The 13,508-nt window shown below is 57.1% G+C and carries 11 protein-coding genes; 3 read left to right on the plus strand and 8 right to left on the minus strand.

Annotation, left to right across the window (positions count from 1 at the left end; translation table 11 throughout):
* Positions 1-4 precede the first annotated feature (4 nt).
* From ACPLPM_RS00245 to ACPLPM_RS00260, 4 genes are read right to left on the minus strand one after another with little or no spacing between them, the layout of a single operon-like run.
* The gene (locus ACPLPM_RS00245; protein WP_424358226.1) at positions 5-643 is read right to left on the minus strand and encodes a phosphoribosylanthranilate isomerase; all 639 of its coding nucleotides are present in this window, start codon (positions 641-643) and stop codon (positions 5-7) included.
* The gene (locus ACPLPM_RS00250; protein ID WP_424358227.1) at positions 640-2,232 is read right to left on the minus strand and encodes a bifunctional anthranilate synthase component II/anthranilate phosphoribosyltransferase; all 1,593 of its coding nucleotides are present in this window, start codon (positions 2,230-2,232) and stop codon (positions 640-642) included. The genes ACPLPM_RS00245 and ACPLPM_RS00250 overlap by 4 nt, the downstream gene beginning before the upstream one ends.
* A 2-nt stretch (positions 2,233-2,234) precedes the next feature.
* Positions 2,235-3,716, minus strand: a complete 1,482-nt coding sequence (gene trpE, locus ACPLPM_RS00255) for an anthranilate synthase component I (protein ID WP_424358228.1) — start codon at positions 3,714-3,716, stop codon at positions 2,235-2,237.
* A 6-nt stretch (positions 3,717-3,722) separates the two neighbouring features.
* Complete coding sequence (locus tag ACPLPM_RS00260; RefSeq protein WP_424358229.1) at positions 3,723-4,475, minus strand: indole-3-glycerol-phosphate synthase; 753 nt, start codon at positions 4,473-4,475, stop codon at positions 3,723-3,725.
* A 455-nt stretch (positions 4,476-4,930) separates the two neighbouring features.
* Between ACPLPM_RS00260 and ACPLPM_RS00265 the strand changes: the two genes are divergently transcribed.
* Complete coding sequence (locus tag ACPLPM_RS00265) at positions 4,931-5,074, plus strand: hypothetical protein (protein ID WP_424358230.1); 144 nt, start codon at positions 4,931-4,933, stop codon at positions 5,072-5,074.
* A 100-nt stretch (positions 5,075-5,174) separates the two neighbouring features.
* Positions 5,175-5,954, plus strand: coding sequence for a winged helix-turn-helix transcriptional regulator (locus ACPLPM_RS00270; protein WP_424358231.1), 780 nt, complete (start codon positions 5,175-5,177; stop codon positions 5,952-5,954).
* Between the two features lie 179 nt (positions 5,955-6,133).
* Here the strand turns inward: ACPLPM_RS00270 and ACPLPM_RS00275 are convergent, their stop codons facing one another.
* From ACPLPM_RS00275 to ACPLPM_RS00290, 4 genes are all read right to left on the minus strand, one after another.
* Positions 6,134-6,532 (minus strand): GxxExxY protein, encoded by a 399-nt coding sequence (locus tag ACPLPM_RS00275; protein WP_424358232.1) that lies wholly within the window; start codon positions 6,530-6,532, stop codon positions 6,134-6,136.
* A gap of 272 nt (positions 6,533-6,804) precedes the next feature.
* Positions 6,805-7,098 carry a putative transcriptional regulator gene (locus ACPLPM_RS00280; protein WP_424358233.1) on the minus strand — a complete coding sequence of 98 codons (294 nt, stop codon included), beginning with the start codon at positions 7,096-7,098 and terminating at the stop codon, positions 6,805-6,807.
* Positions 7,099-7,403: 305 nt separating this feature from the next.
* Complete coding sequence (locus ACPLPM_RS00285) at positions 7,404-10,940, minus strand: efflux RND transporter permease subunit (RefSeq protein WP_424358234.1); 3,537 nt, start codon at positions 10,938-10,940, stop codon at positions 7,404-7,406.
* 16 nt (positions 10,941-10,956) lie between these two features.
* The gene (locus ACPLPM_RS00290) at positions 10,957-11,601 is read right to left on the minus strand and encodes a TetR/AcrR family transcriptional regulator (protein WP_424358235.1); all 645 of its coding nucleotides are present in this window, start codon (positions 11,599-11,601) and stop codon (positions 10,957-10,959) included.
* Positions 11,602-11,795: 194 nt separating this feature from the next.
* On the opposite strand from ACPLPM_RS00290, the gene ACPLPM_RS00295 reads away from it, so the two are divergent.
* Positions 11,796-13,124 (plus strand): cobyrinate a,c-diamide synthase, encoded by a 1,329-nt coding sequence (locus ACPLPM_RS00295; protein WP_424358236.1) that lies wholly within the window; start codon positions 11,796-11,798, stop codon positions 13,122-13,124.
* Positions 13,125-13,508 lie beyond the last annotated feature (384 nt).

Raw genomic sequence — 13,508 nt, forward strand, 5'->3', positions numbered from 1 at the left:
TACCCTAGCCTTGCCTTGCCTGCTCGAGGAACTCCCGGACCAGCCGGATGTCTTTCTTCCTCTTCTCCGCTTCCACTCCGCTGCACACGTCGACCGCGTACGGCTTCGCCGTCCTAATTGCCTCGGCCACGTTCTGCGGTCCCAGGCCTCCGGCCAGAATGACCGGCAGTCTGACCGCTTCAATGATCTCCCGGGACACCCGCCAGTCGTGGGTGATCCCCATGCCGCCGCCCCGGGGAGACGCCGTGTCCAGGAGGATGGCGTCCGCAACGCCCTCGTACTGGCGGGCCTTCTCGATCTCGCCCCCTTCGCCCACGTGAATGGTCTTGATCAGCCTGACGCCGGGCACCTGCAGCTTGATGTGCCGGAGGACTTCAGGCTGCTCGCTGCCGTGTAACTGGACCGCCGAAGGCCGGATTTTTCTGACCGCGTCGACCACCTCCCCGGGTGTCGACGGCTGCATCACGATCACGCTTGTCACGAAAGGCGGCAGCACTGAAGTGATCAGCTTCGCCTGGTCGGCGGTGATGCACCTCGGCGAAATCCGGACGTCGACCAGCATTCCAATCGCGTCGGCGCCTGATACGGCACATGCGAGCGCATCTTCGGGCGTGGTTGTGCCGCAGATCTTTACGCGAGTCACGCAGCGACCTCCTTTGAGAGCTCGATATATCGCAGCATGACTGCCAGCGCCCTGCCCGAGTCGATGGAGTCAGCGGCGAGCTGTAACGCCTCTTTTATGGACGGTGCAGCGCCGCCCACGTATATGCCGCAGGCAGCATTCAGCAGCACTATGTCCCGCTTCGGGCCTTTCTCCAGGTCTCGGAGCAGCCTGTAAGCCAGCTGTGCATTCTCCGTGGCGTTGCCCCCTTTCAGGTCCTGAGGATGCACCTGGGTAAGCCCGAAGTCCCCGGGGCTGATCTCGTAGGTGGTGACCTTGTCGTCCTTGATCTCCGCCACGAGGGTGCGCCCGAAGGTGGAGACCTCGTCCAGGCCGCCTATCCCGTGGACCACCATGCCTCGTTCGGTGCCTAAGTTGCGGAGCACTTTAGCCACAGGGACTACTAACTTCGGATCGTATACTCCGACCAGCTGGGCCTTCGCCGAGGCCGGATTCGTGAGAGGGCCGAGCAGGTTGAAGACCGTCCTGATGCCCACCTCTTTTCTCGGCCCGATAGCGTGCTTCATGGACCCATGGAAGACCGGGGCGAACATGAAGCCGAAGCCGATCGACTCGATAGAGTTCTGCACGTCGGCAGGCTTACCGTCGATCTTCGCACCCAGCGCTTCCAGGATATCGGCGCTGCCCGACTTGGAGGTGACGGACCGGTTGCCGTGCTTGGCCACCGGGACTCCAGCCCCTGCGACGACGAAAGAGGATATCGTGCTGATGTTGAAGGTCTTGATCGTGTCCCCGCCGGTGCCGCACATGTCCACGATCGGACGCTCGGTTTTCGGGTTGATCCTGGTGGCGAACTCCCGCATGGCGAGGGCAAACGAGGTGATGTCCGATATGGACTCGCCCTTGACCCTCATTGCTGTCAGAAAGCTGCCGATCTGCGCAGGCGTCGCTTTGCCGGCCATGATCAGCCTCATCGCGTCTGTGGCTTCTGCCGGGTTGAGGTCGGTGCCCTCGACGAGCTTCTCGATGTAGTCCTTCATGGTGCCGCCGTACAGGAAGTTGAGCATCATCTTCTTCCCGTCTCCGGTCAGGATGGACTCGGGGTGAAACTGCACACCCTCGATGGGGTATTCCTTATGCCGGACCCCCATGATCTCCCCGTCGCCCTCGGCGGAGGCGGTGATCTTCAGGCATTCCGGGAGCCCCTGCTGCTTGATCGTCAGCGAGTGGTACCGGGTCGCCTTGATCGGCCCGGTGAGGGTGCTGTAGATGCCGGTGCCATCGTGGGTGATATGGCTGGTCTTGCCGTGCATCGCAGCCGGAGCTCTTGAGACAGTGCCACCGTAGGCGATGCCGATGCACTGGTGGCCGAGGCACACGCCGAGAGTCGGTATCCGGGTGCCGAGCTGTTTGATGATGTCCACGCAGTTGCCGGCGTCTTCAGGCTTGCCCGGGCCGGGGCTGAGGATGATCCGATCCGGCTCCAGCGCCTCGATCTCTTCGACCGTAATCGTGTTCGGCACGACCACCGGGTCGGCGCCGAGTTCGCCCACGTACTGGTATAAGTTGTAGACGAAGGAGTCCACGTTATCGACAATCACTACTTTCATGATTACTTCCCTCCGGCGGCGGTCTCGAGCGCCCGGAGCATGGCGGCGCCCTTGTTCATCGCCTCGTAGTACTCGTTCTCGGGCACCGAGTCCAGTACGATGCCTGCGCCTGCCTGCACATATGCTTTCCCGCCTTTCAGCACTATGGTGCGGATGGTGATGGCCATGTCCGTGTTGCCGTTGAACGAGATGTACCCGACGCAACCAGCATACAGGCCCCTGCGCCGGCCCTCGAGTTCTTCGATGATCTGCATGGCCCTCGTCTTCGGGGCTCCCGACACTGTGCCAGCCGGGAAGGTGGCTGCCAGTGTGTCTACCGCATCCTTGCCCTCGGCGAGGTCGCCGACCACGTTGGACACGATGTGCTGGACGTGGGAGTACTTCTCCACGCCCATGAAGTCGTCCACCTTGACCGAGCCGAACTTCGAGACCTTGCCCACGTCGTTCCTGCCCAGGTCGACGAGCATCACGTGCTCCGCTACTTCTTTTGGATCGGCCTTCATCTCTACCTCCAGCTTCTTATCCTCCTCATCAGTCTTACCCCGGGGCCTGGTACCTGCGATAGGCCTGACGATGACCTTCCTGTCCTGCAGCCTGACAAGGATTTCCGGGCTGGAGCCTACTACGGAGATGTCGCCGAACTCCAGGAAGTACATGTACGGGGACGGGTTGATCTGCTTCAGGTGCCTGTAGAGGACGACGTGGTCTACGTCGGTCTCGACTTCCTGCCGCTGAGAGAGCACGATCTGGAAGGCGTCGCCGTCCAGGATGTACTCCTTGCTCCGCTCCACCATCTTCATGTACTGCTCTTTTGAAGTGGGGCATTTCACTACGAACGGCTTTCGGGCAGCGGGCTGCTTCGTGACGAGGCTGGCAGGATGCGCTAGCTTGTCCTCCATGGACCGAAGCCGCTCCCGTGCCTGCATGATGGCCACGTCGTCCAGGCCCTCGGCGTTCGCGATGAGCAGCTTCTTCTGCCTCACGTGGTCGAAGACCACTAAATCCTGCACGAAGAGCAGTTCGACGTCAGGGCAGTTCAGGTCATCTTCTGCAGTGCTGCCGATCGGGTCCACGTACCGGACGAAGTCGTAGGAGATGTACCCGGCCAGCCCGCCGGAGAACGGGGGCAGAGGCGGGTTTTCTCCGCTGAAGGACTCCTTCCGGACGTATACTGGGGCCTGCTGCTTGTAGCCGGCCATGAAATCCTTGAGGAAAGCCACCGGGCCTTTTTCGGCCTTGACTTCCGAGCCACTGACGGTGATGCGGCCGTCTTTCACCACGATTGCTGTGGCTCCGCTGCCCACGAACGAGTAGCGGGCCGACTTGCCGCCGATCTCCGCCGACTCGAATAAGAACGAGCGGCTGCCGGGCGCGGACAGCCTGACGAATGCGTCGAGCGGATCTAAGTCCAGCTCGAGGGCCTCCACGACGGGAACCATAAGCGCGGGCTTAGCCCGCCGGGTAACGATTTCCTCAATAAGCATAGCAGATCACCAGATCAGGTTCTGGAGCGCTGCACCAGGGTGCTCAGCGCTCATTAACGCGGTGCCCACGAGGGCGGCGTCGGAGTATGAGAGAACAAACTTAAGCTGATCGACGGTATAGACACCGGACGCGCTGACGACGGTGCCATCAATTAAAGGTGCGAGCTCCTGCGTGCGCCGGAGGTCGATCTTCAGAGTATGGCGGTCCCGGTTGTTGACCGCGTACAGCCTGGAGCCGGCCGATGCGGAGCGCTCGATGTCGTCCCGGTCGTGCACTTCGACCAGCGGCTCCATGCCGTACCGCCGGCATTCGGCGATCATGGCGGCGAGAGAATCGGCAGAGAAGAAAGACGAGATCAGCAGCAGGGTGTCGGCACCATAATAATATGATTCTTTTACCTGGGAGAGGTCGAACAGAAAGTCCTTGCGCAGCACGGGCACACTAACCCCGGCTGCAGATTGTAGATTAGCGAGCGAGCCGCCGAAATACTTGGGCTCTGTCAGCACCGAGACGCCACAGGCTCCGGCTCCGGCGTATTGTTTCGCGATCTCCGCCGGGTTGCCGACCGTCCTGATGGCGCCTGCCGTGGGCGACGCGGGCTTGATCTCCGCGATCACCGGCCGCCTGCCGTCCTTCTTTGCCGTGGCGATGCTGTCGACGAGGCTCGCGGGCTGCCTGGTCATCGCTACAGTGCCCTCAAAGGGCTTGTAGGATGCCTTACAGGCTTGCATGATCTCGTCGAAATTCAGTTTAGACACCACCAATATGTACAAAGTTATACATTAACGACATATCTTGTACATCGTGCATAGTATATAAACATTACCCGTTGGAGTATCAGGACATAGCTACAGAATATTGTGGGCTCCCGTGACAGAGCTATGATGGAGAAGCATACGCTGCGCTGTGCTTTAACACGAAGGACACGGAGGACACGGAGGACACAAAGGTCTCTTAAGGACACAAAGGGGTCGTGTCAGGGCACATCCTTCGTGACCTTGAGTAGCCTTCGTGTCCTCCGTGTCCATTGTGCCCTTTGTGTTAAGCACAGCGCAGCGTTCGTATTGCTTATCGAGTGAAAAGATACCCTCTGCCCACACCACTCGGATAGCGCCTGAATAAAGCGTACTTATGCTTTTATATTTGGCAAATAAGTAGCAAAAGCTTTTAATTTTGGCTATCGTACAGGCACTCGGGTGTATCAGCCTTGTCCTTGATCGAGAATATAACGAAGAAATATTTCTCAAACGATGACGGTAAGTTTGATCCCAACGAGAACATGGACAAGTTTGCCCTGATGTACATGGCCACGCTTTTCGTGTTCTGCCTGGTGCTGAAGGCGATGGGCGTCATATAACCAGGCTTTTGAAAATATGTTATAGAAAAGAACAAGCGGTCTATGGGAATTATTCTTTATCACAAAGTTTTATATCTCGTATGATTATAATACGACATTCATGCAATGGAAGCCCTTGCCCTATTTACTGGCGCTAGTTATCTTCACAGCCATTGCACTCCCGGCAGCCTCCGCTCAGAACGATACTTACGACTACTACGGCCCGGACAACGTGATCGCCCGCCAGGGCGACTACATCATAATGAAACATGCCCCTCCCGATGCGATAGTCGATGACAGCGGCGCCGACGGCACGATCACCTTCTGGCAACTGCCCCTGTGGATCCAGCTCACCCAGGTCACGGAGATAGCCGTAATAACGGCAGCCGCACTGGCGCTGATCCTCAAGCTCGGGCCGATCATCCTCGGCAAGCTGAGGACACCCAGGGACAACGAGATCAGAGACCAGATATACACTTACATCAAGGACAACCCCGGCACCACCATGGCGGACATCGCCAGGCGGGAAGACCTCAACCTCGGCACTGTCCGGTATCACATCGGTCAGCTCCAGTCCGCCCATCGGATCAACCTCGTCCGGTCGAACAAGTTCGTCAGGCTCTTCCAGAATTCTAATACATATAGCGAGCGGGATAAGACCATCCTGTCTGCCATGAACCGCCCCACGGCCCTGGCTTTGATCTCGTACGTCCACGAAAACCCCGGCACGACCATCCAACAGATCGCCGGCCACCTCAATATCACCGACAGTGGTGCCCACGTCCAGCTGAAAAAATTGTTGAGAGACGGCATCGTCCGCACCGAGCCGGCCGGGAGGTTCCTGAGGTATTACCTGAAGGATGATGTTAGGGCGCTCATTGAAAGACAAAACTCCATTTGACCATACTCGATTTAAAAGAAATCGACCGACGTTTCATATGTAGTATAGTCATGAAAATTTGTAAACGAGAGCCCGTACCATTTACACGAAGTACGCGAGGTACGCGAAGTACTCAAAGTACGATAAAAAGGCGAACTGCATTGGATTTTCAGTTAGTCATAAGTTACACCAATCTGAGATTAGTAAACTACACGTCTAATTCCATCCTTAAGACTAATCGCATTAAAGTTTATTAATAGCCCTAAATGATAGCCGCCAACCCGTAAGTATGTTAACAATTGTGATCGGTGGATTGGCTGCAGCGATTCTACGGTTTTTATCTCAACTACAACGCAATCATTAACAACTAGATCCATTCTATATGCATTACACAGTTTATGATCATAATGGTTGATAGGTAAAGCTACTTGCGATTTTACGTAAAAAGCATGATCATTTAGTTCATGAAAAAGGCAATACTCATACGCTTTTTCAAGTAATCCAGGGCCATATTCCGAGTGAATGCGGTATGCTGAATGTATTACTTGTGATGCCACCTTCTCTATATAAGTTGGGACTTGATTATTGTGATGTGCCATACTTTAACCAATATGACACTAAATACTAAATATACTTAATTGCATAATATTGAACATTACCTATCTTAATGAAGGACATGTTACCACTTAACTATAGTTAATGACAAATGTGCAGGAAGTTATACTACAAGATCAGCCTGCAGTCACCCCTTTTATCCGACTTTGAGTACTTCGCGTACTTAGCGTACTTCGTGTAAATGGTACGGGCACTCATACGAAACGTTTCAGTAAGGACTATACTTATTTATGGCACGGGCACTCACATTGAACCTTTACCGATCCAGTACGTCGGCCAGCCTGCGCCCCTCCGGCGTCAGCGAGTAAACATTAAGCCCCCGGTTACCCTTTTCCATCCGCACCAGCCCGAGGTGGATCAAGGAGCGCTCTTTTCCGTACCTCTTCCCGAACCCGGCGATGGCCCCGGTCGCGTTGGTGTAGGCGGTCTTCGTGTCCTGGGCGATGTCGTACATCGTGGACGCGGTGGTATGATACAGGTATAGTAAAATTTTCTTCCGTACGGAGCTTCGCCCTATAGAAGCCACTATATCGTCGCTGAATTCTCCCATGTTAACCCCATCAGTCTACAAGGGTTTGATGAAGGTGTATATAACTATCGTCTATCATTCGCTTTATTACGAACAAAATTAGACGAGCGGAAAGCTACAGGTCGGGGAGTTCCCGGGAGGCAGGGGAGGATTTTCAAGCTGGGAGGTTAGAGAGGGTCAGAGGTCAGAGAGGAGGCCGGGGAGTGTAGAAAGGTCAGAGAGGATTAAATAAAAAAATCTCTGTGCGTCTCCGTGGCCTCTGTGGTGAATAGTTCTATGTGGCCCTCTGTGGTTTACCGAGAAAAAGAAAGGATAGATAAGCGCCGCTACGGACGCTTATCTTTACTATGCCCTATGAAGGGCATCCACCAGTTGTACTTCTTCATCAACACCATCATCGCAGGTACCAGCATGAGCCGGATCACGGTAGCGTCCAGGATGATGGCCAGGAACAGCACGAACCCGAACTCCTGGAGCTCAGCGCTGGTCGACAGGAGCATGGACCCGAAGGCCGAGGCCATGACTGCGCCGCACAGGGTGATGATCGAGCCGGTGGACTCGACGGCGGTCTCGATCGCTTCCTCGTCGGTCTTGCCTTTCATCACCTCTTCCCTGACTCTCGACACCAGGAAGATATCGTAGTCCACTCCCAGGCCCATCAGGGCGCAGAAGAGGAAGATGGGGATGATCCACGAGGTGACGTAGCCTAACGTTTCCTGCATGATGAGCACGTAGGCGCCCAGCGTCCAGACCACGCTCATGAGGAGGGTGATGATCAGCCGGAGCGGGGTGAACACCGATCTCAGCACTGCGGTCAGCACCAGGAAGATGCCGACGAAGACCGCCAGGTACACGAGAGGGTAATTGCTGGTACACGACTTCTGGTAATCGTACATGCCCGCGACGCTGCCGCCGACCATGGTGGCGATGCCGGTGGTGGCGCTGTATTCGGCCAGCTCTGCCCTGATCACGTCGATGGACTGCATGTTCTCCTCCGAGTACGGGGAGCCCTTGAAGGAGGCGTACAGGACTACGGTCTGGTTGTCGGTGCCGAGGCTCTCGTTCATGTACGACTTGTAGTACTCCCGCTCGGTCATCGAGTAGACGGACAGGTTGTGGTAGTTGATCGTCGAGCCTTCGGGCCGGGTGGGCGAGTTGACCTTGTCGATGCCTTTGACGCCGGCTATCACCCCCGACAGTTGCTCTATGGTGTCGAGCGAGGCGGCGGTGTAGTTGCCCGAGGCGTCCGTGGCGTTCTGGGGCAGGGTGGCCAGGATCATGACGTTGTCGATGCTGCCGCTGCCCATGGCGGCGTTGATCGCGTCGAAGCCCTGCTTGCTCTCGATGGTCGGGGAGAGCATGGAGACGAAGTCGCTGCCCAGCGAGATCTGGGTGACGAGCAGCACGGCCGGTATGCTGATCAACACAGCGGCCAGCAGGACCAGCTTCGAATGTTTGAGGACCTGCCGGGTGATCTTCGACCACACGTTCCTGACGATGCTGCGGTTGCCCGAGTTGTAAACCTTGTGGGGCCAGAACAGCCGGTCCCCCACGAGCGTCAGCACCGCGGGCAGCAGGGTCGTCGCGACCAGGATGGCGCAGAAGATGCCGATGGCCACGCTGATGCCGATGCCGCCGAAGATGCCCCGGTCGACCAGCAGCAGCGCGCCGAAGCCGATCATGGCCGTGGTGCCGCTGGAGACGATGCTCTTGCCGGCATGTTCCACCGCCGTGATGATCGCCGCTTTCTGCTCCGCGCCCATCGACCGCTCCTCGGAGTACCGGGAGAGCAGGAAGACGCAGTAGTCCGTGCCCGCGCCCAGCATGATCACCATGACGAAGGTCATGATCAGCTGGTATAAGGGCATCGTGTAGCTCAGCAGCGTGAGGCCGCCGAAGGCGATCACGATGGCTATGCCGATAATTACCAGCGGCACGAACGGGGTGAGGAACGACCGGAAGTACAGCCCGAGGAGGACCAGGATCAGGACGATCGCTATGCGGTCGATGTTGTTTATGTCCTCCATGGCCGCCACTTCGGAGTCGTAGCTGATGGCGGCTCCGCCGGTGACGTATGCCTTGACTTCGCGGTACTCGGGGCGGTTCTCCAGTGCGTCGACGCAAGCCCGGATGGCGACGACGTTGTCCATGGCGGCTTCAGTGTCGTCGCTGTCGGAAGTGCTGACGACATACAGCGTCAGGTTGCCGGCTGCGAGGTTTTTGACGACCGAGTCTGGCATCAGCTGCGGGTTGGTGTAGTCGTGGGCGGCCGCCCAGTTCTCGGCGAATGCCTCGACGTCCGCCTTGGTTGTGTTCCTGTCCACATCCAGCAGAGCGTACATGTAGGACAGGTTGCCTGTCAGATTGAGCTCTTCGTTGACCTTTTCCACCACGAACTGCTTTACCATCCGGTTATCCGGATTTTCGCCGAGATCGTAGACCTCGTGCATGAAGTCCAGCTCAGACTGATTGAGATCATCGCCTGCCTTCTCGAACACGTAGTCCCGGATGATCGTGGCATTCGGGTTCGGGCCCCAGCCGTAGATCTCCTTGAAGTCAGCTGTCTCGGAAGCGTTCATGTCCTCCGTGGCCTTGCGGATGACGTACTTGTCGAAGGTCTCGTTGGTGGCCTGGGGGCCGAGGTTCCACGCGTCCCGGATCAAATCCTGGACGGTGGAGTTGTTCTGGGCGCTGACAGCTTTGTCAACGATGTAGCTGCCGATGCGGTTCTTGTCGTTGCCCAGGTAGTACAGCTCCCTTACTTGAGAGGCCGCGTCGCCGTCCATGCCTGCGGTGACGAAGCCGAGGACGAGAGAGTCGATCGATCCACCCGACGGGCTAGGTCCCAGATCGTAAGCGGCCTCCAGCTGAGGTCTCTGGCTGGCAGGCAGGCTCTGGGCTGTCATGGCAGTGTTGACGCAGAATTCCTTTACTCCGGCGTTATAGGTGTCATATGTGAGCCCGGAGTAAGCAGCCTGGAGCATGTTTTTCTGAACAGGATCAGTAATACTGTCGAGCACACCGGGAAACACTGCAGAGATGGCTGCTTTTGCCCGGGAGTCGGGGTTAGAGTTGTAGCCTGCACCTGTCCAGGCACTGTAAAAGGCATCAAGGTAGCCGGAGGCTGAACCACTTACCTGGCCGTTCATTGTGTTATATGCTGTCTGACTGCTGACCGAGTCATTTAAGCCAGAGCTGTTAGCCTCTCTGTAGATCGAGACGAAGTTCTGCGGTATCCCATAGATCATGTCGGGAGCCGCTTTAATCTGATACAGGCCGGTGTTGGCCTCGACTATGCCCTTGCGGGCATCGTACATCTGCTGGCTGGCACCGGCCGCCTGGCCCCAGGCCAGGTACAGCTCGCTGTTGATCTTCGTGACGTTGTCCCGGAGGTAGTACACGTCCCGGCTGGCGTTGGCCACAGTATTGGTGGCGTTGTACAGTTCCTCGTTAACCGAGGTCGTATTGTTGTACAGGTCGTGCAGGCCAGTGTGCAATTCAGGAGAAGCGTTAACCAGCGCTTCCCGCTGAATGTCGTAGATCGACGATGTTTCCGTTATGTTTTTAACAGATCCGTTGCTGACCGACTGGTTCAGCTCGTCGATGAAAAGGGCCGAAGCAGTCTTGTTGTCGGATACAACGGCCACGATGATCTGGCTTTTGGACGTGTCGGGGAAGAGAGACTTGTAGACGTCTCCCGTCCTGACCGACTCCAGGTCGTCCGGGATGAAGGTGTCCATGTTGTAGGAGAGGCGATCGCCGAAGCTGATCGCGAAGGGGACTGCCGCCAGGAGGATGACTATCCAGACGGCGATGACCGCCACCGGGTGGCGGGTGATGAACTGGCCTAGTTCTTTGAACATGCTTGAGCCTCCGGGGTTAGCCGTGAGTCATGAATAAGCTGCGTTCTGCGGACGGGGCGATGTGCAGGGTTCCTTTCTCGATACCCAGCAACCGCTCGATCAGGCACTCGGCTGCCCTGAGCCTGCTGTGGTATTTGGCGTCTCCGGGAGACCGGGACAGCGCGTCCTCCAGGTACCCGAACGCGTAGGCCACCATTTCCACGGTCTCCTCGGGGTAGTCGACCTTGAACACGCCGGCTGCGATGCCCTGCTCCACGATCTTCGTCATGAGCGGGATGGTCTCCTCGAAAGACTTGATCATGTACTTCTGGTGGGTGACCAGGTTTTCCTCCGTGTGCAGGAACTCGATGAACTCCCGGTCGCACGTATGCATCCCCAGTGCATCGTTCACGATGATCTCGACCTTCTTCACAGGGGGAAGGCTCTCGTCCCCGAGCAGCCGTTCCAGTCCTGCCTTGTAGTTGTCGATGTAGTGGACGATCACGGCGTTCAGGGCATCGTCCTTAGACTCGAAGTAGTAGTAGAAGGTGCCCTGGGCCACGCCCACTTTCTTGACGATGTCGCTGACCGAGGTCTGCTTGAAGCCCTGCTCACGAAAAAGTACTTCAGCAGCCTCGATGAGCTCGCTTCTTCTGACGTCCGGATTTTTAGAGATTCGCATGACTATCACGACGATTGATTGACTGATTGTAAGTCAGTATTGACTGACGCTTAGTCAGTTAAGAATTTTAGGTACTTAAAGGTTTGCAAAAATAGGGTCAGCTCTTTATGGCAACATATTTATTGCCCCGCCTCTTAACCAACTTCAGTTGTACTACAACAACTTTACTTTAACAGTCTATCAAGAGGCATGACATGACTATCCCCCGCATCATCGTCGCAGGCACCCATAGCGGCTGCGGCAAGACCACCGTAGCGAGCGGCCTGATGGCTGCGCTGGTTGCCCGTGGCTACTCGGTACAGCCCTTCAAAGTAGGGCCGGACTTCATCGACCCGTCCCACCATACCGCCATCTGCGGCAGAGCTTCCCGCAACCTCGACGCGTTCATGATGGGCGAGCAGGGCATCCTGAACACCTTCGAGTACGCCAGCAGGGGCGCCGATATTGCCGTCATCGAGGGCGTGATGGGCATGTACGACGGCCTGGAGGGTACGGAGATAGCCAGCACCGCCCACGTGGCGAAACTGCTGAAAGCGCCGGTGGTGCTGGTGGTGGATGCGGGCGCCATGTCCCGCAGCGCGGGCGCCCTGGTCAAGGGGTTCAAGGAGTTCGATCCGGCCGTCGATTTGGCGGGAGTGATCTTGAACCGGGTCGGGGGAGAGAGCCACAGGCGGATGATCGAGCCCTCCCTGCAGGTCAGGCCGGTCGGCTGGATACCGTTCGAGAAGACAGTGCAGCTGAAAAGCAGGCACCTGGGCCTGAACATGGCCCACGAGGCGGATACCCTGAAGCAGGCGGGGGAAATTGTCGAGAAGTACTGCGACATGGGCGCGCTACTGCAAATTGCCGGCTCGTCGCACATGCCTGTGGCGGCCGACGGGTCGGGGAAGACAGCGGGCAAAGGAGATGTCAGAGTAGGCGTAGCCATGGACGAGGCCTTCTGCTTCTACTACACCGACAACTTCGACCGGCTGACAGAGGCAGGCGCAGAGCTGGTCTTTTTCAGCCCCGCCCGGGACAGGCTCCCGGAAGTCGACGCCGTCTACCTCGGGGGAGGATACCCCGAGCTGCACGCCGATAAGCTCGAAGTGTCCCGGTGCCGTGACGACCTGAAGAAAGCGGTAGATGACGGCATGCCCGTCTACGCCGAGTGCGGCGGCCTGATGTACCTGACCGAGAGCATCACTACTGCAGACAAAGAGCACCGCATGACCGGCATCCTCCCCGCAAAGGCCCTGATGACCACCCGCCTCCAGGCCCTCGGGTACGTGGAAGCAAAAGCAGTAGCCGGACCGCTGTTCGCCCGGGGCATGGAGTACAGGGGCCACGAGTTCCACTTCTCTACCGTAGAGCACAGCGGCGAAGCCCGGTTCGCCGTCAGGATGGCCAGAGGCAAAGGCATCGACGGCGGCCTCGACGGCATGTACGAACACAACGCCATCGGCACCTACACCCACGCCTATTTTACGCCAGAGATGGCTCGGGCCGTCGTCGACAGCGCCCGCAAATATCGAAGAACATAGTCGTGGACAGACTATTCACAACGGCGGCACGGCTCCTTATCCTGACAACTGGAAAACAGATGTTCTAACCACGGCGGCACGGCGGCACAGAGACAGTGCGGGATACGATGGCAGGATAGTTATTTAAACCACGGCGGCACGGCGGCACAGAGACTATCGTATCCGAATAATAAGACACTTTTTTATTGATCCACGGCGGCACGGCGGGCTGACGGCGGGGAGACAATCCGCCTATTGTTAATAGGCTGGAGAAACTGGAAATCACTATAGATAGTAGTTTACCGGTCATGTGATCATAATGATATTCTGAAACACCTGCAGTAAACCGTTTTTGGTTAATGGGCTGTCTCCGTGCCGCCGTGGATCTAAAAAGAGTTTGCGTTT

The sequence above is a fragment of the Methanocella sp. MCL-LM genome, assembly GCF_049676595.1.
Classification (GTDB): Archaea; Halobacteriota; Methanocellia; order Methanocellales; family Methanocellaceae; genus Methanocella_A.